The sequence below is a fragment of the Amycolatopsis sp. NPDC101161 genome (assembly GCF_044768185.1).
Taxonomy (GTDB): Bacteria; Actinomycetota; Actinomycetes; order Mycobacteriales; family Pseudonocardiaceae; genus Amycolatopsis.
In genome coordinates, this window is sequence record NZ_JBIWPI010000003.1 from 97,168 (window position 1) to 121,679 (window position 24,512).

The following is a 24,512-nucleotide window of genomic DNA, read 5'->3' on the forward strand; positions in this document are numbered from 1 at the left end:
GTGACCGGCGGGGTGGCTCCCGCCGGGCGCACGCGCTTGGGTTCTGGGGCATCGAGACCGGAGGTGGACCGTGCGCAGATGGCTGGTTGTGGTTCTGGCGGGGGCGCTCGCGGCGGCGCTGCCCGCTTCGGCGTCGGCTTCGGCCGGGGGCTGCCGGGTGGACGTGCCCGGCGCCGAGAAGTCCGTTTCGGTGTGCCTGGACGACCTGACGACGACGGGCACGGTCGCGTCCGGCCACACGGTCGCGGCGGACTGGGCCGGGCTGACGTCGGCCGGGCTGCCCACCTACGGAAGCGTCCCCGGCGTCCAGGTCGACGGGTACTTCCCGGACACGTCGACGGCGAACACCAACAACGGCTGGAACCACGACTCCCAGTTCGTGCTGCGGCTGCCGGCGCACTGGAACGGCGGCCTCGTCGTCTCCGGCTCGCCGGGCGTGCGTCGCCAGTACGCGAACGACCGCGCGATCGGCGACCAGGCACTGGCCGAGGGCTACGCGTTCGCCGCGACCGACAAGGGCAACACCGGCGCGGCCTTCTACGAGGACGGCGTCCGGCCCGGTGACGCGCTGGCCGAGTGGAACACGCGCGTCACCCAGCTGACGCTGGCCGCGCGGGCCGCCGCGGTGTCCCACTACCGCCGTCCGGTGACGCGGACGCTGGCGGCCGGGCTGTCCAACGGCGGCTACCTCGTGCGGTGGCAGCTGGAGAACCGGCCGTGGCTCTACGACGGGGGCGTCGACTGGGAGGGGACGCTGTGGCGTGCCGATGGGCCGAACCTGCTGACGTTCCTGCCGCCGGCGCTTCGCGCGTACCCCGCTTACGCGGCGGGGTCGGCTTCGGCGCATCAGTCCATTTTGGACGCCGGGTTCGCGCCGGGGTCGGAGTTCCTGTGGGACTACCACTACCGCGTCTACTGGGACCTGACCCAGCGGATCTACCGCGAGGAGGTGGACCCGTCGTTCGACGGCGCGCTGTCGGCCGGAACCCCGTTCTGCGCCTCGGGAACGCCGTCGTGTGACGCCGACTACGAGTACGCGTCCCGGCCCGCTTCGGTGGCGCGGGCGGTGGAGCGGATCTCGCTGACCGGGCGGATCGGCAAGCCGCTGCTCACCCTGCACGGCACGCTCGACACGCTGCTGCCGATCACTCGCGATTCGGACGTGTACGACCGGATGATCACGGCGGCGGGGCGCGGGGCGCTGCACCGGTACTACCGGGTGGAGGGCGGCAACCACGTCGACGGGCTGGTGGACGCGTACCCGGACCGGCTGCGGCCGCTGGGCCCGTGCTTCCGCACGGCGTTCGACGCCCTGGGCGGCTGGCTGCGCGGGGTGCGTCCGCCGGCTTCCGGAACGATCCCGCTCCCGATGGGCGCGACCCCGGCGGACCTGGCCCGCAGCTGCTCTCTGGGCTGACCCCGCTGTTCGTGAAGGCCACCTCGCAGTTCGGCGAGGTGGCCTTCACGATTTTCCGCGGACTGCGCCGAACGAAAGTGAACCGGATCCCGCCGGGGGCCGTACTACCCAGTGAGGGGCTTGTTCCGGGCTACCCGAAAACCGGCCTTGACCTGCTGTTTCACCGCCGGACGGGGGAACCCGTCCGGCCGCTTGCGGGAGCGTTGCCCCTCGTTCATGATGGGGCTCCGGGGTCCGCGAAACATTCGTTCACGTCGAATATCCAGGTGTCGGCCATGCTTCGGAAGAACCGCAAGTCCGGAAGTGAACGCCATGCTGCTACCCGTCGCCGGGGCCTCCTGATGGCCGCGGATCTGTCCGGTTTCGCCATCGTCGCCGGCCTGCTGCTCCCGGCGCTCGCCGCCGCGGCGTGGGCCGTCGCGCTCGAACGCCGTCCCCGCCGCACCGTCCCGGACACCGATCCGGACTGGACGGTGGCCGGTATCCAGGCTCGTCTCCGGTTCGAACAGGTGGCCGAAGCGGGCACGATCGCGTTGCCGACCCTGCCGATCCCGCGGCAGACCGGCCGCGACTCGTCCCCGGACCAGTTGCCGTGGCGGGTCCCGCGCACGCTCCCGCCGCCACGGCCGCCATCGGGGCGCTTCCTCGCGCCGCGGCTGGCGTTCGCGGCGCCGGACACCGAGCTGATGCACCGCATCCTCGACGGCCTGCGCAACATGGACTGACCGCGCTGTCGATCCCCGGGTCCGCCGTTCGTACAGGAGGTGACACGAACGGAAGGACACCCGATGCGCTCGATCCACGTCACCATGAACGTCACCCTCGACGGCGTCGTGCAGGGCCTCGGCCGGCCCGACGAAGACACCCGCGGCGGCTTCGCCCACGGCGGCTGGGGCACCCGCTACCAGGACGACGTCCTGGCCCAGGAGATGGCCGCGGGCATGAGCCGCCCCGGTGACCTGCTCTTCGGCCGCCGGACCTGGGAAGACTTCATCGGCGCCTGGGCGCACCGCGAAGACGGCAACCCCTTCACCACCCACTTGAACGCCGCCACCAAGTACGTCGCCTCGACCACCCTCGACGACGCCGGCGCGTGGCAGAACTCGATCCTCCTGCCGGGCGAGGCCGAGAAGAGCGTCGCCGAGCTGAAGGCCGGACCCGGCCGCGACCTGTCCGTCATCGGCAGCGCGTCGCTCGTGCGCACCCTGCACGCCGCCGGCCTGGTCGACCGCTACACGCTGCTGATCTTCCCGCTCACCCTCGGCTCCGGCCACCGTCTGTTCGAAGGACCGGCGCCGCTCACCGAGTTCACGCTCACCCGCAGCGTCACGACCACGAAGGGCGTCATCATCGCCCACTACCGGCGTCAGTGAGCGTCGCCGGGGACTCGGCCTCCGGGATCAGCAGCCGGGGCGCGCCCGAGCCGTCGGCCGGGACCGACCAGACGTCCGCGTGGCCCGGGCCGCGGGGCACGCCGTAGCCGATCGTGTGGTCGTCGAGCCACGCCGGCTGGTCGTCGACGCTGCGGGTCTCGGCCAGCGGCGTCACCTTCGACGTAGCCAGGTCGAGCACCGACAGCCGCCACCCGCGAGCCGGGTCACCGTCCACAGCGGACTTGAACGCCACCCGCGTCTGGTCCGGCGAAAGGGACGGGCACTCGACGTTCTCCCGCAGCGTCCGGACCGTGTGCGCGGCGAAGTCGCCCGCGACGAGGTACCGGCGGCCGGCCGTCGACATCGTCGCGTAGAAGTGGCGGTCGTCGCGGGTGAAGGTGACGCCCCAGAAGTTGAGGTCCGCCGCCTGGTACGGCTTGCCGTCGAGCGTCACGGCGTAGTCCTCCAGGGTCCCGGCCAGGTCGCCGGTCGCCGTGTCGAGGATGCCGGCGCGGGTGGAGAACATGCCGCCGTTGTAGGAGTCGCCGGTGACGAACACCGTCCACGCGACCATCCGGCCGCTCGCCGACACCCGCGCCCGGTTCGGCAGCCCGACCAGCGGGATCTCGCGCTTCGACGTCAGCCCGGCGTCGAGCACCACCAGCTGGTAGGTGGTCAGGTCGCCGTCCGGGCGCAGGCAGAGCCCGGTGCCGCCGGCGGCGTAGACGCGGCTGCAGGACAGCGGCGACACCGTCCGCGCGCCGCCCGGGTCGGTGGCCGACACCGAGGCGACGTGCCCGCGGTCGGCGTCGGCGGTGCTGCGGAACAGCAGCCGCGGACCGGGGGAGAGGCTCACCACGCCGGTCGCCGAGACGTCGTGGCTGCGCGCGCTCGCGAAGCCGACGTACGCCACCGCCGCCCCGGCCAGCACGAGCACCCCGGCGACCGCGATCAGGATCCGGGTCTTCACGCGGCGACCTTCCGGGGCGAGAGGACCACGAACGTGACGGCGATCGCGACCACCGCCCCACCGGCGGCGACGCCGATCGCGAGCCCCGCGCCCCAGAACTGCCACGCGAGTCCGAAGAGGACGGACGAGGCGAAGTACGCAAGCGCTTGCGCCGTCTGCACCAGGGAAATCCCCGTGGTGCGCAACGACTCCGGCAGCAGCGGACCGGCCAGCGCCATCAGGACGCCGTCGGTCGCCGCGTAGAACGCGCCGTACAACGCCAGCGCCAGCACGAACAGCGGCCAGCCGGACACCGGCCCGGCCAGCAGCAGGTAGACGAGCGCGAGCGCGCCGTAGCCGCCGAGCACCACCGGGAGCCGGCCGACGCGGTCGGCCAGCGCGCCCAGCGGCGCGGCCAGCAGGAGGTAGCTCAGGTTGGTGCCGACGGCGAGCAGCGGGAACCAGCCGGTCGCGATGTCCTCCTTGTGCTGCAGCAACAGGTAGACGAACCCGTCCCCGACGGTCGCCAGCCCGAGCACGCTCGCGGCCACGAGCAGGCGCCGCACGCCCTTGCCGCGCAGCAGGGCCGCCGCGGCGCGGGGCGAGACCGGGTTCGCCGGCCTCGGCGTCCGGCGGTCGCGGACGAACAGCACCAGCAGCAGCACGCCGATCGCGGCGACGCAGAAGCTGACGACGAACACGGCGTTGAACGCTTCGGGGTTCGTCGCGCCGACCGCGGCCAGCACGGCGAGCGCGACCAGCGGCCCGGCGAACGCGCCCATGCTGTCCATCGCCCGGTGCACCCCGAAGGCGCGGCCGAGCAGCGGTTCGGGTGCCGACAGGGTGATCAGCGCGTCGCGCGGCGCCGTCCGCAGGCCCTTGCCGGTGCGGTCGAGCGTGATGACGGCGCCGATCGCGGCCGCCGAAGAGCCGGCGGCGAGCAGGCCGAGCTTCATCACCGCGGACAGCGCGTAGCCCGCGCCGGCGACGACCTTGCGGCGGCGGACCCGGTCGGCGACGTACCCGCCGACGATCCGCAGGAGCGCCGTCGCGCCGGTGTAGAGGCCGTCGACCAGGCCGTACGCGGCCGGGCCGAGGTGCAGCCCGAGCACGAGGTACACGGGCAGGACCGCGGTGACCATCTCGGAGGAGACGTCGGTGACCAGGCTGACGGCACCGAGCGCGAAGACGTTCGCGCCGACCGCCGAGAGCTTCCCCTTCGTGGTGTGCTCTCGGCGGCCGATGGTGGCGAGGTACACGCGGTTACTGCCAGACGTCGAGGATCGGCGACTTGCTCGCGGCGCCGCCGATGCCCGGCAGGCCGTAGGACGCCTCGATCGTGCGCAGCACGGTGTAGTGGTTGATCGATTCGCTGTAGCTGCCGACCTGGACGTGCGCGCCGGTGAAGCTGGTGAAGATCTGGTTCACCGACGTGCCGCTGTCCTCGTCGAACGTGGTGATCAGCAGGCTGTTGTGCGTCTTGGCCCACTGGGCGTAGGCGTCGAGGTGGTTCTTCAGCCAGGTGTCGCCGGTGCCGATGGAGCAGTCGTGCATGTCATTGCACATATCAGGCGTGACGAACGAAACGGTCGGCAGCTGGGTGAAGTCGGACGGGAAGCTCGAGTAGCGGAGGTTGCTCGTGGCCGGGACGTTCGAGAAGTCGACCCAGCTGTTGTGCTTGCGCCGGTAGGTGCCGCTGGAGCAGCCGGTGTAGCCGTCCGAGGGCATGGCCTCGGAGTAGCCCGTGAAGGACTTGCCCGCGTCGAGCAGCTGCCGGCCGAGGTTGGCCTTCGCGCCGAGGTCGGCCGGGCAGGTGTCGTCGGTGACGCCCTGAGTCGCGCCCGAGAAGAGGGCGACGTAGTTGGGCTGGCTCGGGTGGGTGATCGCGAAGGAGTTCGTGAACTTCGCGCTCTGCGAGGCGAGGGTGTTGAAGTAGGGCGCGCTGGAACTGCCGTTGATCGAGGAGTACTTCTTGTTCTCGAACATCACGAGGACGATGTGGTCGAACGCCGGCACGGTGGCCGCCGTCGGCTGCACCGCGGGCTCCTCCGTCCGGGTGACGACCGTGGTCGTGATCGCACCGGCCGTGACGAGGGCTGCGGCGGCGAACACGGCGAAGATCCGCTTGCGGATCATGGGTCCTCCAGCGTGTGGTGGGTGAGGGCGCCTCATGATGCCCAGGCCGGAGGTCCGGTGCGTGCCGTGTCGTGGTCCGGTTCGTGAACACCAGGGAACCTCCGGCGGACAAGGGAAAGAGTGGGTCAACGATTTTCCGGTGTCAACCTCCTTTGGTAGGTGTCCACTGTGGACAGCCAGGGACTTGACAGGTCGCTCCCAGGCCGTTCAAAGGAACGGCACCGAGACTCGATCGCATGGACCCCTACACGACAGGCGGCGCGGCCCGCCGCGAGCACGGCCGCCGCAAGGCCGCGCTGGTCACGGCGACGGTGGCGGTGCTCGGCGCGGCCACGGCCGGCGCGATCGGCTTCGGTCTCTCGACGGCTTCCGCGGACTCTTCGACCACGTCGACCACCACTTCGACCGGCTCCCAGGACCAGCTGCAGTCATCGGACAGCGGGCTGAGCTCGGGGTCGGGCAGCGCGCACACGGGCTCGGGTGCGTCGTGACGACGGCGGCTCGCGCGTTCCCGGCCCTGAGTACGACGGCGGAGGTGGTGGTCACCGACCCCGGCCGGCTCGGCACGGCGGTCGACCTGCTGGAGGCGGAGCTGGCCGCGATCGACCTGGCGTGCAGCCGGTTCCGGGCGGACTCGGAGATCTCGCGGCTGCACGAGACGGCCGGCCGGCAGGTCCGGGTGGGGGCGTTGCTGGCGGAAGCGCTGGCAGCGGCGCTGCGCGCGGCCCGGTTGACGGACGGGCTGGTCGATCCGACGGTCGGCGCGGCGGTCCGGGCGCTGGGTTACGACCGCGACTTCGCCCTGCTCACGGACGCGCTCGTGAGTGGGAAACAGCCTTCTAACCCTGTTTCACACTCACGACCGGTACCCGCGCCGGGCTGGCACCGCGTCCTCTTCGACCCCGCGCAGCGCCTCGTCGTCCTCCCGCGGGGCGTCCACCTCGACCTCGGCGCCACGGCGAAAGCCCTCGCCGCCGACCGCGCCGCGCGGCGGATCCACGCCTCGCTCGGCTGCGGGGTCCTCGTCAACCTCGGGGGTGACCTGCGCACCGCCGGCCCGGAACCCGCCGGCGGCTGGCAGATCGCGCTCGGCGACGACCACGCCGAGGCCGTCGTCCGGCCCGACACCACCGTCGCGCTGCACCGGGACGGCGCCCTCGCCAGCTCCGGCACCACCCGGCGGCGGTGGCGGCACGGCGGCCGGACCGTGCACCACATCGTCGACCCGCGCACCGGGGACGCCGCCGAACCCCGGTGGCGCACCGTCTCCGTCGCCGCCAAGTCCACTGTGGACGCCAACACCGCGAGCACCGCCGCCGTCGTCCTCGGTGAGGACGCGCCCGGCTGGCTCGCGCGGCGACGGCTGCCCGCGCGGCTCGTCGGCGTCGGCGGCGACGTCGTCACGACGCCCGGCTGGCCGTGCGAAAGGAAAGCCGCGTGATGTGGTACTTCAGCCGCGCGACCGGTCTCGTCTCGCTCATCCTGTTCACCGCTGTCGTCGTCCTCGGCGCGCTGGGGGCCGGCCGGTTCGCGACGCGGGCGTGGCCTCGCTTCACCGTCGCCGCCGTGCACCGGAACCTCGCGCTGACCAGCGTCGCGTTCCTCGTCGCGCACATCGCGACGGCGATCCTCGACGGCTACGTTTCGCTGAGCTGGCTGGACGTGCTCGTCCCGTTCGGCTCGGGCTACCGGCCGCTCTGGGTCGGGTTCGGCGCCGTCGCCGTCGACCTGCTGCTCGCGATCGTCGTCACCAGCCTGCTGCGCACGCGCATCCCGCCGCGGGCCTGGCGCGCCGTGCACTGGCTGGCCTACCTCTGCTGGCCGGTCGCGCTGGTGCACGGCTTCGGCATGGCCGAAGACGACGCCGCGTACGGCTGGATCGTCGCGCTCGACGTGGTGTGCGTGCTGGCCGTGCTCGGCGCCGTCGCCTACCGCGCCACCCGGCAGGACGCCGACACCGCGACCCGCAAGCTCTCGCCGCTCGGAGGCACCCGATGACCATCCTCCCGCCCCACCGCCTCGACCTGGCCGGGCACCGGCGCCGCAACGGCGTCGTCCCGTGGGTCGCCTACCACGGCGAAGACGGCCGCGACCGGCTGATCGAAGCCGTCGCCGCGGCGGACCTGCGCGGCCGCGGCGGCGCGGGCTTCCCGACCGCGCGCAAGCTGCGGGCCGCCCGGAAGCCGCGCTCGATCGTCGTCGCGAACGGGTGCGAAGGCGACCCGCTCAGCCACAAGGATGCCGCGCTGCTCACGCTGTCGCCGCACCTGGTCCTGGACGGCCTGCAGCTCGCCGCGCACGCCATCGGCGCCGGCGAGACTGTCCTTTGTGTACACCAGGGGAGCCCGGTGCTGCCGGGCGTCCGCGCGGCGCTCGCCGAACGCGACGACCGCGTGCCGGTGCGGGTCGAGGAGATCCCGCGCCGGTACGTCGCCAGCGAGGAGACCGCGCTCGTCCACCACCTGACGTCGGGCGACGCGCGGCCGCTCGGCAAGTCGCCGCGGCCCGACGAACGCGGGGTGCGCGGCCGGCCGACGCTCGTGGACAACGTCGACACGTTGGCGCAGCTGGCGTTGGTGATCCTGCAGGGCCCGCAGCACTACTGCGCGGCGCGGGTCGATCTGGTCACGGTGACCGGCGCGGTCCGGCGGCCGGGGGTCGTGGAGGTGCCGGCGGGAGCGTCGCTGTCGACGGCGCTGGCCGCGGCGGGCGGCGAGGCCGAGCCGCTGCAGGCTGTGTTGTCCGGTGGCTACGGCGGGACGTGGACGGCTGACTTCCGGTCCGGGCTTTCGGGGATCTCGGCGGTGTACGCGCTGCCCGCGCGGGCGTGCGGCCTCGAGTACACGGCGAAGGTGCTGGCGTTCCCGGCGGCGGAGTCGGCCCGGCAGTGCGGGCCGTGCATGTTCGGCCTCCCGGCGATCGCGGCGGACTTCGCGGAGCTGTTACGCGGCGGCGGTCCCGCGACGGCCCGGCTGGCCCGTCGGTTGCCGCTGCTGAGCGGTCGCGGGGCGTGCGCGCACCCGGACGGCGCGGCGCGGCTCGCGACGAGCGCGTTGCAGGTGTTCGGTCCCGACGTAGCGGCGCACTCGGCCGGCGGCCGGTGCCGGGTCCTGGAGCGTGTCGCGTGAGGGTGACAGTGGACCCGATCGGGTGCCGAGGGCACGGGCTGTGCGCGGATCTGCTGCCGGAGTCGGTCCGGTTGGACGAGTGGGGCTATCCGGTGGTGGCGCCGGGACCGGTGCCGCCGGAGCTGGTAGCCGAGGCCCGCCGAGCGGCGGCGGCCTGTCCGGCGCTGGCGTTGCGGCTGCGGAAGGACTGAGCGTCAGTCGACGATCTCCTCGGCGGAGAAAACGGGTCGTCGAAGCGCTCGGTGGTCGTTAACCTCCGTTGCATGGAGCTCATCGACCGGATCCGCGGTGCCCGGCTTGTCGGCGTGCTCACCGGCGCCGGGATCTCCACCGCCTCCGGCATCCCCGACTACCGCGGCCCCGATGGCGTCTGGACGCGCTCGCCGAGTGCCGTCAACGCCTTCACGCTCGAGAACTTCATGGCCGATGCCGAAACGCGCCGGGAATTCTGGCGCAGCTACCGCGGTCACGCGGCCTGGCGCGCCGAACCGAACGCCGCCCACCGTGCCCTAGCCGAGTTGGACGGGGATGGCGTCGCCGTGCGGGTGCTCACCCAGAACGTCGATGGCCTGCACCAGAAGGCCGGCCTCGCCGCGCGGAAGGTCCTCGAACTGCACGGCAGCATGCACACCACGCGCTGCACCGGCTGCGCGGCCCGGCTTCCGACCACCGACGTGCTGGAGCGCGGCGACGACGACCCGCGGTGCCCGCGGTGCGGCGGGATCCTGCAGCTCGACGTCGTCCTTTTCGGACAGAACCTGGACGGCGAAGTCCTCGGGCGGGCGCGGAACGTCGCCGCGGCGAGCGAGGTGTTCCTGGCCGTCGGCAGCTCGCTGCAGGTGGAGCCGGCCGCGTCGCTGTGCACGGTCGCCGTGCGGTCCGGGGCGACGCTGGTGATCGTCAACCGGCAGCCCACACCGTACGACGAGGACGCCGCGTTCGTCCTGCGCGACGACATCGAGACGGTCGTGCCGGAGCTCTGCGCGGCGGTCCGCGAGGCTCGCGGGTCCGCCGGCCGCCTGGGGTGAGTCACACCAGCCGCGCGTCGCCGACCAGGCGGCAGCAGCCCGACCGGCAGTCGTCGAGGCTGTCCGCCGCCTTGCGCCTCAGCCGCTGCAACTGCGCTATCCGCTCGTCCAGCCGCGCGACGACCGCCTCCAGGCGCCAGCGTTCCGTCTCGCACGTCGCGTCGCCGGTGTCGTGCGCGCGCAACGCGTCGACGACCTCGTCGAGCGTGAAACCCAAGTCCTGCAACGCCTTCGCCGAACGGATCCGCCCGGCCGCCGACGCCGGGAACTCCCGGTAGCCCGACGGGCGGCGCTCCGCGGGCGGCAGCACGCCGCGGCGTTCGTAGAAGCGGACCGTGTCGACGCTGACCTCCGCCGCGCTGGCGACCTCGCCGATCTTCATGCCGGTTCTCCCTTGACTCTGGAGTCGAGTCCAGACTTTAGGGTCGGCATCCGAAGACCACAAGGAGGCCGTCATGCAGATCCCGCCCGCGTCGACCCCGATCGCCTGCGACATGTCGAACGCCCGCGACACGCCGGAGGAACGGCTGGCCGAGTACCGCCGGCTGTTCGCCGAAGCACTCGTCGCGCGGGAGCGGACCGCCGTCGGCATCCGGTTCCGGTTCCGCGCGGAGCCGGGCGTCGAGGAGTGGGTCCGCGACCTCGCCGCCCGCGAGAAGGCATGCTGCCCCTTCTTCGGCTTCGACATCGCCGCCGAAGAAGGGGAAATCCGCTGGGACGCGGCGGTTCCCGACACCGACGAGGCCCGCGCCGTCCTCGAGGACTTCTACGCGCTGAGCTAGGCGGACGCGAGCGGCACCGTCGTCAGCAGGTGGCGAGCCGCGACGCTCGCGCCGTCCCCGCGCACCCGGCCTGAGAACGCCTTCGCCCGCGCCGCCACTTCGGGCCGCAACGCCACTTCGAGCGCCGAGGTCAGCGAAGAAGCCGTCGGCACGCCCGGGTCCGTCGCCGCGCCGAGGCCGAGCGAATGGACCCGGCCCGCGAAGTAGTGCTGGTCGTACATCTGCGGCACGACCACCTGGGGCGCGCCCGCGCGGGCGGCGGCCGTCGTCGTGCCCGCGCCGCCGTGGTGGACGACCGCGGCCACGCGCCCGAACAGCGCCTGCTGGTTGATCTCGCCGATGCCGAGGCAGTCCGGTGCGTCGGCGGCGACGAGGTCCGCCCACCCGCGGGCGACGACCGCCCGGCGGCCGTGCGCCCGCGCCGCGGCGAGCGCGGCCTCCGCGACCTCGGCCGGTGCCCGCATGCTGCCGAACCCGAAGTACACCGGCGGGTCGCCCGCGTCGAGGAACGCCAGCAGCTCGGCCGGCAGCGGCCGCCGGTCCGGCCAGATCCACGCCCCCGTCTGGACGACCCGCGGGTCACCCGGCTCGGGCCACGGCGCCAGCGCGGCGTCGGCGGCGAGCCACGGCCGGTCCGTGAACACGTGTCCCGGCAGGTCGTCGACGGGCGCCTGGCCGGCGGCCGCGCGGTGTTCGTTGACCTTGCCGCCGAAGAAACTGTTCCAGCGCCGCGCGTCTTCGTCCCACAAAGCGCGGTTTTCCTTTTCCCCGGGCGTCCGCCACGGCATCGGCGGCGGCGCGTGCCGGTCGGACGGCAAGGTGATCGGGCAGAAACTCGTGTAGACGTAGGCGGCGCCGGTCCGCTCGGCGATCGAGCGGGTGGCGAACTGGAGGGCACCGCCGGCGACGAGGACGTCACAGCCCTCGGCGGCCACGGAGATCGTCTCGAACTGGGTCGTGACGGTGTCCTCAGTGGACTTCCGGATCTGCTCGGGTGTCGGCTTCACCCGGGGCGCCTTCGCCGTCGCGCGCACTTCGGGGCCGATCGGCACGACGTCGAAGCCCAGCTCGTCGAGCCAGTCCCGGAAGTCGGGCGGCACGCACAGGCGGACGTCCTGCCCGAGGGCCCTCAACTCCGAGGCCAGCGCCAGCACCGGCTGCACCTCGCCCCGCGACCCGATCGTGGACAGCAGCACACGCATGAGAATCCCCTCGGCGGAAAATGGTGAGCCCGAATTGTGGACCCGCCCCGGGGTCTTGCCGCAAGCCCCGGGGTCCGCTATATGTTGAAGTGGGGAGAGGGAATCACCCCAAGGTGCACGGGTCCCGGGTGCCGCCGGTCAGTTCGACCCACACCGCCTTGTCCTCCAGGTACTCGTCGATCGCGTGCACGCCGGTCTCGCGTCCGAGGCCCGAGTTCTTCACCCCGCCGAACGGCACCGACGGCGCCACCACCCGGTACGCGTTGATGCACACCGTTCCGGCCTTGAGCTTCGCCGCGACGCGGTGCGCGCGGTACGACCGTCGACGACGGCGTCACGCCGGTCAGCACCGTCGGCCGCACGAACAGGCCGCCGAGCGCCGGTTCCGCCCCGCCGCCGCAGACGACCGTCGCGCCTTCGGCCTTCGCGGTCTCCAGGGGGTGCAGCACCTTCTCGTACTGCGGCGCGTTGGCGACCGGGCCCATCTCGGTGCCCGGCTCGTTCGGGTCGCCCAGCCGGATCGCTTCCGCCCGCTCGGCGACCAGCCGGACCAGCTCGTCGTGGACGTCGGCGTGCACGATCAGCCGCGAACCGGCCATGCACGTCTGGCCCGCCGTTGGCCGCGGCGGCGAGGTCGGCGTCAAGGAACACCACCTGCGGCGACTTGCCGCCCAGCTCCAGCGTCACCTTGTTGAGGTTCTCGGCGGCCGCGAGCGCGACCGCGCGGCCGGTGGCGGTCGACCCGGTGAACGCGACCTTGTCGACGCCCGGGTGCCCGGCCGGTGATCAGCTCGGCCAGCCCGAGCGTCGATACGGGCGAGTGCTCCGACGGCTTCACCACGACCGTGCACCCGGCGGCCGGCGCGGGCGCGAGCTTCCAGGTGAGCAGCAGCAGCGGCGAGTTCCACGGCGTGATGGCCGCGACGACACCCACCGGTTCGCGGCGGGTGTAGACGAGGTAGTCCGGGTTCGGCGCCGGGATCTGGCGGCCTTCGATCTTGTCGGCCAGGCCCGCGAAGTAGTGGTACCAGCCGCCGAGCCCGGTGAGCTGGCCGATCATCGCGCGGTAGAGCTTGCCGGAGTCGTTCACCTCGAGCCGCGCGAGCCGCTCGGCGTGCTCGCCGATGAGGTCGCCGAGCCGGCGCAGCAGGGCGGCGCGCGCGAAGCCGGTGGTCGCGCCCCACTCGCCGTCGAGGACCGCGCGGGCCGCCGCCTTCGCCGCCGGGGTCCGCCGGGTCGTGGTGGACCTGACGACGGCCACGGCGGCCGGCTGCGCGGCCCGAGGCACGCACCTGATCATCGCGATGCCGCGCGGTGTCGAGGCCGAGATCAGGGACCCGGTGCAGGTCAGGCTGCTGTTGCGCAGCTTCGAACCTTGGCAGGACGCGGGCTGGCTGACCCGCACGGCCGCGCCGGCCAGCGATTTCGCCTGCGATTCCATCACCCGGGCTGTCATCCCTTTGCCGAGGAGCGGTTTTGTGGTGCGGGAAAGTCAGGAGATCTCGATGCTCTCGCCGGTTTCGGGAACCGTTTCCCGCGTCAGTTCTTCGGCGAAGATCGTATCGATCTTCCGGGACGCGGTCCGCAGTTTCGTCACGCTCGCGACGAGCAGCAGGAGCACGGCGGCGGGGACGACGAGCAGCACGGGCGGCCAGCCGGCCACGACGACCGCGCCGGTGGAGATCATTGCGAACGCGAGGAAGAGCGTCCTGGCGACGACTCGCGGCCACGCGGGGAGCGGCTTGGCGTGCCGCCCGCGACGTGTTCCGTAAACCGGCCGCGCGAGGGCAGCGTGGACGCTCATCAAGACCTCCGTGGAGTCGGGTTCGGGGTTTCCCGGCGGGAGTGCCGCGGCCGGAACGCGACCGGGCGGACACGTGGTGTTTGTCGGGCCGCGGCGGGTTCCGGTTACGGCTCGTTATTGGTTCGAGTCCGAATTCGGGAAAACAATTCCGCGCTATTCGCGGACGGTTTCCGGCACTAGGGCCGTTGGACCCGGATCAGGCCCGGCCGGAGGTCCCGGGGCCCTTGCCCTTGCCGTGGTTGCGGGTGCGCTGCGGGTTGGCGGGCTTCCCGGGCTTCGGCTTGTCGTCGTGGGTCACGGCGGCGGGTTCGAGGTCAGCGGACTCGGGGGCGCGGGGTCCCGGGGTCCCGGAGGCGGCGAGGGGTGCGGAGGACGGGGGAGCGGGCGCGGGCGAACTGGGTGCCGGCGGCTGGGCCGGGGTGGTGGTACCGGAGTCCGCAGAGGAGAGGACGAGAGCGGAAACGGCGACCACGGCGGCGGCGGTCAACCCGGCGGCAGCGGTGAACCGGCGGCGGTCCGCGGGTTCACTGGCCGGCGAAAGGCCGATTGCGGCGAGGACTTTCCGCGGGCCAGCCGGGAGAGGCGCGCTGGTGTCGCTCAGAGTGGGAGCGAACGGGCGGTGGTGGGGCGGGGTTCGGTGGCCGGAGCCGCTGGCCGTGGGGGCGAGTGGATCGTGGCCGGCGCCGGGAGCGCCGGAGTCGGTTCGGTGACCGGAGCCGCCGGCCGTGGGGGCGAGCGGGCCGTGGCCGGCGCCGGGAGCGCCGGAGTCGGTTCGGTGACCGGAGCCGCCGGCCGTGGGGGCGAGTGGATCGTGGCCGGCGCCGGGAGCGCCGGAGCCGCTGGGCGTGGAACCGAGCGAGCCCTGCCCGCCGGAGCCGTCCTCCGCGGCATTGAAACCACCGGCACCACTAGCCGCCGCGCCGAGCCGTTCGCGCTTGCCGCCTCCTGCCGGGGCCGCGCGGTGGCGTCTTCTCAACACCTCGCCCAACCTCCCCGAAGGCCACGGGAGCGCCGGGACCGGGGCGTGCAGCAGCTCGCGGACCTCCGCCGCCGTCGGGCGGTCGGCCGGCTCGCGCCTGGTCATGCGGCGCAACGTGTGCGCCAGCGAGGGCGGCAGCCCCTCCGGAATCCGGGGGGCCCGGGTCAGCCGGGCCATCGCCGCCTCGACCATCGTGCCCGAGTACTCGCGGCGGCCCGTCACGCACTCCAGGAGGATCAGCCCCAGCGCGTACACGTCCGCCGGCGGCCCCGCCCGCTCGCCGCCGACCTGCTCGGGCGCCAGGTACGCCGCCGTGCCGGGGACCACGCCCGTGCCCGTGATGTGCGTCGTGTCGAGGGCGTGCGCGATGCCGAAGTCCCCGATCAACGGGCCGTCCGCGGACAGGAACACGTTGGCGGGCTTGAGGTCCCGGTGCACGACGCGCCGCGCGTGCACGTGGGCGAGTGCCTCGGCCAGCCCGTCGGCCAGCGCCGTCACCTCGGCCACCGGCATCGGGCCGCCCAGCAGCCGTTCCGCCAGGTTCTCGCCCTCGACGAGCTGCATCACCAGGTACGTCCGGCCGTGCTCGGTGCCGCTGTCGAGCAGCGCGACCACGCCCGGGTGGGTGATGCTGCCCTGGATGCTCATCTCGCGCAGCCGGCGCCGCTGGTCTAGCGCGACGGTGTCCCGGTCGTAGATCTTGACGGCGACCTCGCGCTCGAGCCGCAGGTCGTAGGCCCGGTACACCCGCGCCGTCCCGCCGCTGCCGACCAGCCTGCCGACCTCGTACCGCCCGGCCAGCAAGCCGGGCGGACGGTCGTCGAGGGAACGCGGGGCGGCGGTGAACTCATCGATGGCGAAGCGCGCGCACGTCACGTCGTCCGCGTCGCCCATCGGCGCGTTCCCCGTTCTGCCGGCTTCGTCGGCCACGGCCGCGATGTACCCCGAACCGGTGGCCGGCAAACGTCAGAAGATCACGCGAAAGCGTCCACTCCGGTCAGCTCCGCCGACAACGTCCACAGGCGACGCGCCTCCTCGCGGTCGACGGCGTACCGGCGCACCCCCGACTCGGTCATGCCGACGGCGTCTGCGGGGGACAGCTCGGCGACGTCGCAGTCCTCGAGGTACAGCCCGCCCAGGTCCGCGAGCTGCGGGGACGTCGCGGCCCAGACCGTCGTCGCCGCGCCCTGCTCCGGCGTCTTGAACTTCACCAGGTAGTTCCCGGCCTCGTCGATCCAGCCGCGCTCGATCATCTCCTCCCGCGGGAGGTGCCGCTGCAGCGGCGTCATGATGCCGCCGGGGTGCAGCGCGAACGCGTGGACGCCCTTCTCCGCGCCCAGCTCGTCCAGCCGGACGGCGAAGAGGACGTTGGCCGTCTTGGCCTGCCCGTAGGCGGCCCACTTGTCGTAGCCGCGTTCGAACTGGACGTCGTCCCAGCGGATCGGCGAGTAGTGGTGGCCGCGCGAGGACAGGGCGACGACGCGGGCGCCGTCGGCGACGGCCGGCCAGAGGCGGTTGACCAGGGCGAAGTGGCCGAGGTGGTTGGTGGCGAACTGGGCTTCCCAGCCCGGACCGACGCGGGTCTCCGGGCAGGCCATCACGCCGGCGTTGTTGATCAGGAGGTCGATCGGCCGCCCGGTGGCGAGGAAGCGCTCGGCGAAGGCGCGGACGCTCTCGAGGTCGCCCAGGTCCAGCTCGTCGACCTCGACGTTCTCGAAGCCGGCGAGGGCTTCTTCGGCGGTCTCGCGGCGACGGGCCGGGACGACGACGTGCGCGCCGGCGCCCACCAGGGCGCGGGTGGTTTCGAGGCCGATCCCGGAGTACCCGCCGGTGACGACGGCGAGCTTGCCCGTGAGGTCGACGCCTGCGACGGCTTCGGCGGCCGTGGTGGTGGCGCCGAAACCCGAACCGATCTTGTGCTGTGCGGTGGTCATGCCCCGACGCTACGAGCTGGAGTGCACTCCAGCGCAAATCGCGGACGCGGCCGAAAGAGGGGACAATCGGGAGCGAGAGGCAGCCGACCCAGGAAGGCTCTGATGTCCGACTACTACGGGAACCAGCCCCAGGACGTCCGCCCGGGGATCGACGCGCGCCGGCTGTGGGCCGGCGGGGTGGCGACGGCGGTGATCGCGGCCCTGCTCGCGGTGGTCGGGTTGCTGATCGCGCGCGGCGTCTTCGAGGTAGAAGTGCTGGCCCCAAAAGGCGAGGGCGTCTGGGGCAACGCGAGCACCACGACGTACGCGCTGGTCGCCGCCGCGGTGGCCCTGCTCGCCACCGGGCTGATGCACCTGCTGAGCGTCGCCACGCCGGCGCCGTCCCAGTTCTTCGGCTGGATCATGGTGCTGGTGACGCTGATCGCGGTGGTCCTGCCGCTGACGTTGACGGTCGCGCCGAGCGCGAAGATCGCCACGGCCGCGATCAACCTCGTCATCGGGCTCGTCATCGCCGCGGTGGTGAACAGCATGGCGGCCAGCGCCCGGACGCTGCACCGGCGTCGCACCAGCCAGCAGAACGCGGCGCCGCCGCCGACCCGCCAGTACCCGCAACAGCAGCCCCCGCCGACCCGCTACTACGACCAGTGACCATGGACACGGTCGACGTGCGGGAGACGAACCGCCGCGTGATCGAGCAGTTCCGCGCGGGCGGCGAGGTGGACGGCATGCACCGCGAGCGGCTGGCGCTGCTCACGACCACGGGCCGCCGGTCGGGGAAGCCCCGCACGGTCCCGATGATGTACCACCGCGACGGCGACCGGCTGCTGGTGGTGGCGTCGAACATCGGGGCGCCCCGGCACCCGGATTGGTACTTGAACCTCGCGGAGGACTCGCGGGTGAAGGTGGAGGTGGACGGCCGCGAGTTCGCGGCGGAGGCGCTGCCGCTGCTGGGGGCGGATTACGTGCGGACCTGGGGGGAGCTGGAAAAGCAGTACCCGTTCTTGGCGGACCACCAGGCCAAGGCGCGGGAGGCCAAGCGGGTCATCCCGATCGTGGAGCTGTCCGAAGAGGACTGACCGCAGTCAGTCCTCTTCGGACGGTCCTACTTGCTCGCCACCCGGCGGTACTTCGCCGTCGCCAGGGGAGCGAACACCGCGATGATCGCCACGCAGCACAGGATCGCGTACAGCGCCGCGTTCTCCGCCGGCCACCCCGTCGGCGCCGGGCCGAAGCGGTTGCCGAACAGATCCCGCGTCGCGTTGATCACCGCCGTGAACGGGTTCCAGTCCGCGATCGCCTTCAAGAACGGCGGCAGCGTCTGGGTCGGGACGAACGCCGACGAGATGAAGCTCAGCGGGAACATCCAGATCAACCCGAGGCTCTGCGCCACCTCGACGCTGCGCGCCGCCAGGCCGATCAGCGCGCCCACCCAGGACAACGCCCACGCGAACATCAGCATCACCAGGTAGCCCAGCAGCGCGTCCCAGAAGCTGCCGCGGATGCGCCAGCCCACGATCAGCCCGCACGCCGACATCACGACCAGCGCCACCACGCTGACCACCAGGTCCGACGTCGTCCGGCCGAGGACCACCGCGATGCGGGACATCGGCAGCGAGCGGAACCGGTCGATGATGCCCTTCTGCAGGTCGTTGGCGAAGCCGATGACCGTGAACGCCGAGTTGAACGCCACCGTCTGGGCGAAGATCCCCGCGATGAGGAACTCGCGGTACGCCGCGCCGCCCGCTTCGCCGCCGATCGCGTTGCCGAAGACGTACGCGAACAGCAGCACGAACATGATCGGCTGCAGCGTCGCCGCCATCAGCCAGTCCGGGTTGCGGCGGACGTTCATCAGGTTGCGCCACGTGATGATGCCGCCGTCGGAAATGCCCTTCGCGAGCGCGTTCACTTGGCCACCTCCTCGGCCGCCGAAGCGCCGTGGCCGGTCAGGGACAGGAAGACGTCGTCGAGGGTCGGCCGGTGCAGGGCGACGTCCTGGACGGCGATGCCCTGGCCGTCGAGCCGGCGCAGGGCCTCGATGAGCGCCTTCGGGCCGGTGTCGACGAGGATCTCCGCGCGCCGCGTGTGGTCGTCGCCGGAGGGCTCGCCCGTCCCCACCTCGCGCAGCACCGCCAGCGTCGCCGGCAGGTCCGCGGCCGAGGCGACGACCAGCTCCAGCCGCTCGCCGCCGATCTGGGCCTTGAGCTCGTCGGCCGTGCCGCGCGCGATCACCCGGCCGTGGTCGATCACGACGATCGAGTCGGCGAGCTGGTCGGCCTCTTCGAGGTACTGCGTGGTCAGCAGCACGGTCGTGCCGTCCGCGACCAGCTGCTTGATGACCCCCCAGGTGTCGAGCCGCCCGCCCGGGTCCAGGCCGGTGGTCGGCTCGTCCAGGACGACGACGGCCGGCTCGGCGACCAGCGCGCCGGCCAGGTCGAGGCGCCGCCGCATGCCGCCCGAGTAGCCTTTCGCCGGCCGGTCGGCGGCGTCTTCGAGCGCGAACCGCGCCAGCAGCTCGCGGGCGCGCGAGCGGGCCGCGGACTTCCGCCGGCCGTACAGCCGCCCGACCATGTAGAGGTTCTCGAACCCGGTGAGGTTCTCGTCGACGGCCGCGTACTGCCCGGACAGCCCGATCCGCTGCCGCACCTCGTCGGGCTGGGTCAGGACGTCGTAACCGGCCACGCGCGCCGAGCCCGAGTCCGGCCGCAGCAGCGTCGTCAGGATGCGGACCGTCGTGGTCTTCCCGGCGCCGTTCGGGCCGAGCAGGCCGAGCACGCGCCCGGCCGGGATGTCGAGGTCGACGCCGTCGAGCGCGCGGGTCGACCCGTAGGTTTTGACGAGCCCGCGCACTTGGACGGCGCTGTCCGGTTCCGGCATGGCGGTTTCCCCTCTCGGTGACCCCGCCAAGCTAGGCCAGCGCGTCCGGTTTGTCCTCCGGGTTTCTCCCTGAGCCGGTCAGTTCGCCGAAAGCGTGACGGCGAACTCCGGCGGCGTCCGCAGCGTCTGGAAGACGACGCAGTAGCGCTCGGTCAGCTTCTTCAGCGTGGCGAGCTGGTCTTCGGAGGCGTCGGTGTCCAACGCGAACGACAGCCGGATCGCGCGGAAGCCCACCGGGGCGTCCTTGGCGACGGCGAGGGTGCCGCGGAAGTCCAGGTCGCCTTCGGCGCGCACGCGGCCGCCGCGCACCTCGAGACCCAGCGACGTCGCGACCGCCCGCAGCGTCACGCCCGCGCACGCGGCGAGCGCTTCCAGCAGCATGTCGCCCGAACAGGCCAGGCTGCCGTCGCCACCGGTCGCGGGGTGCAACCCGGCTTCGACGACCGCGCGGCCGGTCTCCACCTTGCAGGAGATCCCGAGGGCGTCGAGCTCGGCGTCGGCGTGCAGCGTGACGAGCGCGCTCTCCGGCTGCTCGCGGTACTTGTCCTTCAGCGGCGCCTGGGTCGCGCGCAGCTCTTCGGTGTCCATGGGGGGATTCTGCCCCGGAAAACGGAGAAGCGGGGAGACCGGAAGCCCGGTCTCCCCGCTTCAGCGGTTCAGTGCTTCAGCTTCAGCTCAGGGTGACGGCCACGTCGTCGATGACGAACGAGGTCTGCAGCGAGCTGTCTTCGGTGCCGCTGAAGTTCAGCGCCAGGGTGCTGCCGGCGGCCGACGAGACGTCGATCGTCTTGAGCGCGTACCCGGAGGCCTTGTTCAGGTTGGAGTAGCTGCCCAGCGTCGCGCTGCCGTTGGAGACGGTCAGCTTGTCGTAGGCGGTGGTGGTGGTCGTTTCCGCGGTGTCGATGTGCAGGTAGAACGTCAGGCTGGCGTGGCAGCCCGCCGGGATGCTCACCGACTGGGCGACGGACTCGGTGTGGGTCGAGCCGTAGCCGTCGAGCCAAGCGGAGTACGTGCCGCCGTGCGCGGCCTCACCCGAGGACGCCCACTGGCCGATCGCGCCGGTGGTGCCGGTCCAGCTGCCGCTGCCCGATTCGAAGCCGCCGTTGACGATCTTCTGGCCGGAGCAGCCGCCGGTGGTGCCGACGGTCCAGGTGAACGACGCCGTGCCGGTCTTGGCGGCCGCGTCCTTCGCCGTCACCGTGACGTTCGAGGTGCCCGCGGTGGTCGCGGTGCCCGAGATCGTGCCGGTGGAGGCGTTGATGGACAGGCCGGCCGGGAGGCCGGTGGCCGACCAGGTGTACGGCGCGGTGCCGCCGGAAGCCGACAGCGGGAGGTTGACCGAAGCGCCGGTCACGGTGGACTGGTTGCCCGGGTTCGAAACCGTGACGGTGCCGGTCGCCGAGCACGTCGGGTCACCCGACTGCGCCGGCACGCTGATCGCGTCCCACGCCGCCTTGACGGTGTTGAACTCGGTGCAGCTGCCCGGGAACAGGTTCTTCGCCGCGGTCAGCGTCCAGGTGCGGTACTTCAGGTACGAGGCGCCGCTGGTCTTGAGCAGCATCGCGTTGTAGAAGATCTTCACCGCGTTCTGGACGCCGATGCCGGTGATCGACGAGCTGTTGCAGGTGGTGCTGGTCGGCTGCCCGTTGGTCGGGTTGGTTCCTTCGGCCAGCAGGTAGAACCAGTGGTTGCCCGGCCCGGCCGCGGCGTGCACCTCGGTGCTCGGGATCGAGCTGTCGTAGCAGTTCTTGTCGCCCAGCGCCGACGGGTTGTACATGTTGCGGATCGGGCCGGAGCCGACCAGGTTGATCTGCTCGCCGACGAGGAAGTCCGGCACGTCGTAGGGAGAGGGCTCGTTCGCGAACCACTCGGTCGAGGCGCCGAAGACGTCCGCGACGAACTCCTGCGTGCCGTTGCCCGAGATGCCGCCCGGGGTGTGGTCGTCGATGCCGTGGCCGTGCTCGTGCGCGACGACGTCGATCGAGCCGATCCACTGGTTCTGCGAGTTGTGGCCGATCTGGACCTGGGTGCCGTCGTAGTAGGCGTTCTCGTCCGCCAGGCCGACGCGGATCGGCCAGCCGCCGCCGTTGCCGTCGAAGCTGTTGCGGCCCAGCCACTGCGAGAGCATCTTGTTCTCGGTCTGGGCGGCGAACAGGGCGTCGACGCAGCCGGTTTCCTTGTTCGTCGCGGTGCCGTTGCCCCAGCTGTCGGTCGTCTTGCTGAAGGTGGTGTTGTTCGCCGCGTCCTGGCAGGACGTGTTGGTGATCGTCGGGTCCTTCAGCGTGTAGGTCGAGCCCGAGTGCGTCGTGTCGAGGTGCACCGGGTTCGGGCCGTTCCACGCCGAGGTGCCGTCGCCGTGCAGGACGTGCTCCTGCGTGTGGAGCACCTTCCCGGTGGCGGCGTCGACGATGACGTCGAGCCGGCTCGGGCCTTCGGCGTCGCGGCCGACGACGGTGCTCTTCCACGCCAGCGTCGGCTTGCCCAGCGCGAAGACGACCTGCTGCGCGGGGCTGACGCTCTCCACCGCGGACAGCTGCTGCCGGGCGGTGGCCTCGGCCGCCGCCTTCGTCACCTTCCCGGAGGTGGTGGCCAGGTTGATGGTCTGGTCCTGTGCGACGGAGGTGCCGAGCACCTGGCCCGTCGAGTTGGTCGCGACGACGAAGTCGCCGCCGACCACCGGCAGGCCCTTGTAGCTGCGCTCGTACGGGATGTACTGCAGCCCGTTGGTGGCGGAAATCGCTTTCTGGGCCAGGAAGACGTCGTCCGCGCTGGCGTGCAGCGCGGCCGGCCTGCTCGCCACCAGGCCGGCGGCCGCGGTCGCGGCCTGGGCCACGGCGCTCGGGGCCGCGTTCGGGGTGGCGTTCGGGGTGGGTTGGGCCTGTGCGGTGCCGGTGATGCACAGCGCGCCGACGAGTACGCCGGTTGCTGCCAAGACGACAGGACGTCTCAGATCCATCGAGGAATTCCCTCCGGGCAGGGTGAACCAGGCCCGGGGTCGAGGCCGGGCCGGTCAAGGGGACGAGAGGTACTGCTGTGGAACGGAAATCAGAATCCGGTGCCGGAGCCTCGTGAACAAGCGACTAACGTACGGTCTTATCCACCGGACGCAATAACTCCCAAAAAGGACATTTCCCGCCATTGGGATTTCCGGTGTCGTCCGTCCACTCAGGACTGGACGGAGATCACCGCCGTTCGGGTGATCTTTCCCGCGTCCGAACGGCGAAGGCCCCTTCGCCGGGGTTCGGCGAAGGGGCCTTCTTGGTACGACTGTGTCAGGCGGTCGTCTCGCGCTTCGGGAGCTTCCAGCCGGGGCGCACGAAGTGGCACGTGTACCCGTTCGGAATGCGCTGCAGGTAATCCTGGTGCTCCGGCTCGGCCTCCCAGAAGTCGCCCACCGGGCTGACTTCGGTGACGACCTTGCCCGGCCACAGCCCGGACGCGTCGACGTCGGCGATGGTGTCTTCGGCGACGCGCTTCTGCTCGTCGTTTTCGAAGAAGATCGCCGACCGGTAGCTCAGGCCGATGTCGTTGCCCTGGCGGTTCTTCGTCGTCGGGTCGTGCACCTGGAAGAAGAACTCGAGCAGGTCGCGGAACGTCGTCCGCGCGGGGTCGTAGACCACCTCGATGGCCTCGGCGTGCGTGCCGTGGTTGCGGTAGGTGGCGTTCGGGACGTCGCCGCCGCTGTAACCGACCCGGGTCGAGATCACCCCGGGCTGACGGCGGAACAGCTCCTGCATGCCCCAGAAGCAGCCGCCGGCCAGGACGGCCCTTTCGGTTGACGTGGTCACGGCGTCACTCCTTCTCCTCGTGTGGTGCTGCCACCTGTACAACTTCGGTGGTCAGCCGATGATTCCACGAGGGTGTTACGGAAGCCTGACGTCACCCCGCCTGCAGCTTCGCGAGGGTGAGCACCTCCCCGCCGATGCCCCAGCCGCCGTCGGCGACCTCTTCGACCAGCACCATCGTGTTCGCGCGGGCGCGGTCGCCGTAGAGCTCGGCGTAGAGGTCGGTGACGCGGGTGACGACGAGCTCCTTCTGCTCGGCGGTGAGGGTGCCGGCGGGGACCTTGAAGTTGGCGAACGGCATGAGCGTGTCCTCCGGTATCGATGTTCTCGGGTTGACGAGAGCGACGTTAACACGACTGCCGGACCGTCGCTACCCTCATCTTGATATCGCTGGTATCCGCTGGTAGCGTCGTTGTCGTGGACGTGCGGACGCGGATCCTGGAGGCGGCGGCCGAGCTGCTGGCGCACTCGGGCGAGTTCTCCACGCGGGCGGTCTGCGAGGCCGCGGGGGTCGGCGCGCCGGCGCTGTACCGGCAGTTCGGCGACAAGGAGGGCCTGCTCGCCGCCGTCGTCGACCACGCCTTCGAGGCGTACCTCGCCGGGAAGCGGGCCGCGAGGCCGTCCGACGACCCGGTGCGCGACCTGCGCGACGGCTGGGACAACCACGTCGCCTTCGCGCTGGAGCACCCCAACCACTACCGCCTGCTGTACGCGGGTCTGTCGACCCCGCCGGGGGCGGCGGCCGAGGCGCACGGGCTGCTCCTCGCCGTCCTCGAGCGCTGCGCGGCGGCCGGGCGGTTGAAGGTGCCGCCCGCGCTGGCCGCGCAGATGGTGATGGCGGCCAACGCCGGCGTCGCGCTGTCGATGATCACGCGGCCGGAGCTGAACCCGGATCCGGAGTTTTCGTTGCGGGTGAGGGAAAGCGTACTCTCCGGCGTGCTGGCCGAGGCGCCGCCGGAGCCCGGCGACGTCGCGGTGACGGCGACGACGCTCGCCGCCCGGCTGAACGGGGAGACGCCGCTGTCCGCGGCCGAGCTGACGATGCTGCGGGAGTGGCTGGGGCGGTTGAGCGTCCACAGTGGACGCTGAGCCGGACGGCCCCGCCGGTTGGGCCGTTCGCT

The 24,512-nt window shown here is 72.1% G+C and carries 28 protein-coding genes and 1 pseudogene; 13 read left to right on the forward strand and 16 right to left on the reverse strand.

Annotation, left to right across the window (positions count from 1 at the left end; translation table 11 throughout):
- Positions 1-88 precede the first annotated feature (88 nt).
- From ACIRSS_RS22235 to ACIRSS_RS22245, 3 genes are all read left to right on the forward strand, one after another.
- Positions 89-1,417 carry a 3-hydroxybutyrate oligomer hydrolase family protein gene (locus tag ACIRSS_RS22235; protein WP_400899756.1) on the forward strand — a complete coding sequence of 443 codons (1,329 nt, stop codon included), beginning with the start codon at positions 89-91 and terminating at the stop codon, positions 1,415-1,417.
- Between the two features lie 275 nt (positions 1,418-1,692).
- Positions 1,693-2,142, forward strand: a complete 450-nt coding sequence (locus ACIRSS_RS22240; RefSeq protein WP_400897799.1) for a hypothetical protein — start codon at positions 1,693-1,695, stop codon at positions 2,140-2,142.
- A gap of 63 nt (positions 2,143-2,205) precedes the next feature.
- A complete protein-coding gene (locus ACIRSS_RS22245; protein ID WP_400897801.1) occupies positions 2,206-2,790 on the forward strand; it encodes a dihydrofolate reductase family protein in 585 nt (194 codons plus the stop codon).
- Here ACIRSS_RS22245 and ACIRSS_RS22250 read toward each other — a convergent pair.
- Genes ACIRSS_RS22250 through ACIRSS_RS22260 form a run of 3 tightly spaced genes read right to left on the reverse strand, consistent with a single transcriptional unit; the run spans position 2,765 to position 5,875 of the window.
- Positions 2,765-3,760, reverse strand: coding sequence for a hypothetical protein (locus ACIRSS_RS22250; RefSeq protein ID WP_400897803.1), 996 nt, complete (start codon positions 3,758-3,760; stop codon positions 2,765-2,767). The two genes, ACIRSS_RS22245 and ACIRSS_RS22250, sit on opposite strands and share 26 nt — an antisense overlap.
- Entirely contained in the window at positions 3,757-4,998 is a 1,242-nt protein-coding gene (locus ACIRSS_RS22255) for an MFS transporter (protein WP_400897805.1), read from the reverse strand. The genes ACIRSS_RS22250 and ACIRSS_RS22255 overlap by 4 nt, the downstream gene beginning before the upstream one ends.
- 4 nt (positions 4,999-5,002) lie before the next feature.
- On the reverse strand, positions 5,003-5,875 hold the full coding sequence (locus tag ACIRSS_RS22260; RefSeq protein ID WP_400897807.1) for an alkaline phosphatase family protein: 873 nt from the start codon (positions 5,873-5,875) through the stop codon (positions 5,003-5,005).
- Between the two features lie 236 nt (positions 5,876-6,111).
- Between ACIRSS_RS22260 and ACIRSS_RS22265 the strand changes: the two genes are divergently transcribed.
- The 6 genes from ACIRSS_RS22265 (at position 6,112) to ACIRSS_RS22290 (ending at position 10,031) form a co-directional block, all read left to right on the forward strand.
- A complete protein-coding gene (locus tag ACIRSS_RS22265) occupies positions 6,112-6,366 on the forward strand; it encodes a hypothetical protein (protein ID WP_400897809.1) in 255 nt (84 codons plus the stop codon).
- Positions 6,363-7,316: an FAD:protein FMN transferase gene (locus tag ACIRSS_RS22270; protein ID WP_400897811.1), complete on the forward strand. Its 954-nt coding sequence runs from the start codon at positions 6,363-6,365 to the stop codon at positions 7,314-7,316. Before ACIRSS_RS22265 ends, ACIRSS_RS22270 begins: the two co-directional genes overlap by 4 nt.
- On the forward strand, positions 7,316-7,873 hold the full coding sequence (locus ACIRSS_RS22275) for a ferric reductase-like transmembrane domain-containing protein (RefSeq protein WP_400899758.1): 558 nt from the start codon (positions 7,316-7,318) through the stop codon (positions 7,871-7,873). Before ACIRSS_RS22270 ends, ACIRSS_RS22275 begins: the two co-directional genes overlap by 1 nt.
- Positions 7,870-9,003, forward strand: coding sequence for an NADH-ubiquinone oxidoreductase-F iron-sulfur binding region domain-containing protein (locus ACIRSS_RS22280; RefSeq protein ID WP_400897813.1), 1,134 nt, complete (start codon positions 7,870-7,872; stop codon positions 9,001-9,003). Before ACIRSS_RS22275 ends, ACIRSS_RS22280 begins: the two co-directional genes overlap by 4 nt.
- Complete coding sequence (locus ACIRSS_RS22285) at positions 9,000-9,194, forward strand: ferredoxin (protein ID WP_400897815.1); 195 nt, start codon at positions 9,000-9,002, stop codon at positions 9,192-9,194. The genes ACIRSS_RS22280 and ACIRSS_RS22285 overlap by 4 nt, the downstream gene beginning before the upstream one ends.
- Positions 9,195-9,266: 72 nt before the next feature.
- Complete coding sequence (locus tag ACIRSS_RS22290; protein WP_400897817.1) at positions 9,267-10,031, forward strand: SIR2 family NAD-dependent protein deacylase; 765 nt, start codon at positions 9,267-9,269, stop codon at positions 10,029-10,031.
- A 1-nt stretch (position 10,032) separates the two neighbouring features.
- On the opposite strand, the gene ACIRSS_RS22295 is transcribed toward ACIRSS_RS22290, so the two are convergent.
- Positions 10,033-10,413 carry a MerR family transcriptional regulator gene (locus ACIRSS_RS22295; protein WP_400897819.1) on the reverse strand — a complete coding sequence of 127 codons (381 nt, stop codon included), beginning with the start codon at positions 10,411-10,413 and terminating at the stop codon, positions 10,033-10,035.
- A 73-nt stretch (positions 10,414-10,486) separates the two neighbouring features.
- Between ACIRSS_RS22295 and ACIRSS_RS22300 the strand changes: the two genes are divergently transcribed.
- Complete coding sequence (locus ACIRSS_RS22300) at positions 10,487-10,813, forward strand: hypothetical protein (RefSeq protein WP_400897821.1); 327 nt, start codon at positions 10,487-10,489, stop codon at positions 10,811-10,813.
- Here the strand turns inward: ACIRSS_RS22300 and ACIRSS_RS22305 are convergent.
- The 6 genes and pseudogenes from ACIRSS_RS22305 to ACIRSS_RS22330 all read right to left on the reverse strand — a co-directional run bounded on the left by ACIRSS_RS22305 (position 10,810) and on the right by ACIRSS_RS22330 (position 16,732).
- Positions 10,810-12,015, reverse strand: a complete 1,206-nt coding sequence (locus tag ACIRSS_RS22305; protein WP_400897823.1) for a glycosyltransferase — start codon at positions 12,013-12,015, stop codon at positions 10,810-10,812. The two genes, ACIRSS_RS22300 and ACIRSS_RS22305, sit on opposite strands and share 4 nt — an antisense overlap.
- A gap of 103 nt (positions 12,016-12,118) precedes the next feature.
- A pseudogene (locus tag ACIRSS_RS22310) lies at positions 12,119-12,732 on the reverse strand (aldehyde dehydrogenase family protein); the annotation flags it as partial.
- Positions 12,656-13,471, reverse strand: a complete 816-nt coding sequence (locus tag ACIRSS_RS22315; RefSeq protein WP_400897825.1) for an aldehyde dehydrogenase family protein — start codon at positions 13,469-13,471, stop codon at positions 12,656-12,658. The pseudogene ACIRSS_RS22310 and the gene ACIRSS_RS22315, both read right to left, overlap by 77 nt.
- A gap of 36 nt (positions 13,472-13,507) precedes the next feature.
- Positions 13,508-13,819 (reverse strand): hypothetical protein, encoded by a 312-nt coding sequence (locus ACIRSS_RS22320; protein WP_400897827.1) that lies wholly within the window; start codon positions 13,817-13,819, stop codon positions 13,508-13,510.
- Between the two features lie 196 nt (positions 13,820-14,015).
- On the reverse strand, positions 14,016-15,728 hold the full coding sequence (locus tag ACIRSS_RS22325; RefSeq protein ID WP_400897828.1) for a serine/threonine-protein kinase: 1,713 nt from the start codon (positions 15,726-15,728) through the stop codon (positions 14,016-14,018).
- Positions 15,729-15,772: 44 nt separating this feature from the next.
- On the reverse strand, positions 15,773-16,732 hold the full coding sequence (locus tag ACIRSS_RS22330; protein WP_400897830.1) for an SDR family NAD(P)-dependent oxidoreductase: 960 nt from the start codon (positions 16,730-16,732) through the stop codon (positions 15,773-15,775).
- A 102-nt stretch (positions 16,733-16,834) separates the two neighbouring features.
- On the opposite strand from ACIRSS_RS22330, the gene ACIRSS_RS22335 reads away from it, so the two are divergent.
- Together ACIRSS_RS22335 and ACIRSS_RS22340 are read left to right on the forward strand one after the other, a co-directional pair.
- On the forward strand, positions 16,835-17,380 hold the full coding sequence (locus ACIRSS_RS22335; protein WP_364464553.1) for a DUF6069 family protein: 546 nt from the start codon (positions 16,835-16,837) through the stop codon (positions 17,378-17,380).
- Between the two features lie 2 nt (positions 17,381-17,382).
- On the forward strand, positions 17,383-17,808 hold the full coding sequence (locus ACIRSS_RS22340) for a nitroreductase/quinone reductase family protein (RefSeq protein WP_400897832.1): 426 nt from the start codon (positions 17,383-17,385) through the stop codon (positions 17,806-17,808).
- A 26-nt stretch (positions 17,809-17,834) separates the two neighbouring features.
- On the opposite strand, the gene ACIRSS_RS22345 is transcribed toward ACIRSS_RS22340, so the two are convergent.
- The 6 genes from ACIRSS_RS22345 to ACIRSS_RS22370 all read right to left on the reverse strand — a co-directional run bounded on the left by ACIRSS_RS22345 (position 17,835) and on the right by ACIRSS_RS22370 (position 23,692).
- Positions 17,835-18,638, reverse strand: a complete 804-nt coding sequence (locus tag ACIRSS_RS22345; protein ID WP_400897834.1) for an ABC transporter permease — start codon at positions 18,636-18,638, stop codon at positions 17,835-17,837.
- Positions 18,635-19,606, reverse strand: a complete 972-nt coding sequence (locus ACIRSS_RS22350) for an ATP-binding cassette domain-containing protein (RefSeq protein ID WP_400897836.1) — start codon at positions 19,604-19,606, stop codon at positions 18,635-18,637. Before ACIRSS_RS22350 ends, ACIRSS_RS22345 begins: the two co-directional genes overlap by 4 nt.
- A 78-nt stretch (positions 19,607-19,684) precedes the next feature.
- Complete coding sequence (locus ACIRSS_RS22355) at positions 19,685-20,194, reverse strand: OsmC family protein (RefSeq protein WP_400897838.1); 510 nt, start codon at positions 20,192-20,194, stop codon at positions 19,685-19,687.
- Between the two features lie 82 nt (positions 20,195-20,276).
- Entirely contained in the window at positions 20,277-22,562 is a 2,286-nt protein-coding gene (locus tag ACIRSS_RS22360) for a M4 family metallopeptidase (RefSeq protein WP_400897840.1), read from the reverse strand.
- A gap of 316 nt (positions 22,563-22,878) precedes the next feature.
- Positions 22,879-23,394 carry a peptide-methionine (S)-S-oxide reductase MsrA gene (gene msrA / locus ACIRSS_RS22365; protein ID WP_400897841.1) on the reverse strand — a complete coding sequence of 172 codons (516 nt, stop codon included), beginning with the start codon at positions 23,392-23,394 and terminating at the stop codon, positions 22,879-22,881.
- Between the two features lie 91 nt (positions 23,395-23,485).
- Positions 23,486-23,692, reverse strand: coding sequence for a tautomerase family protein (locus tag ACIRSS_RS22370; protein ID WP_400897842.1), 207 nt, complete (start codon positions 23,690-23,692; stop codon positions 23,486-23,488).
- A 116-nt stretch (positions 23,693-23,808) separates the two neighbouring features.
- Here ACIRSS_RS22370 and ACIRSS_RS22375 point away from each other — a divergent pair, with 116 nt between their 5' ends.
- Entirely contained in the window at positions 23,809-24,480 is a 672-nt protein-coding gene (locus ACIRSS_RS22375; protein WP_400897843.1) for a TetR/AcrR family transcriptional regulator, read from the forward strand.
- The last annotated feature ends 32 nt before the right edge of the window (positions 24,481-24,512 follow it).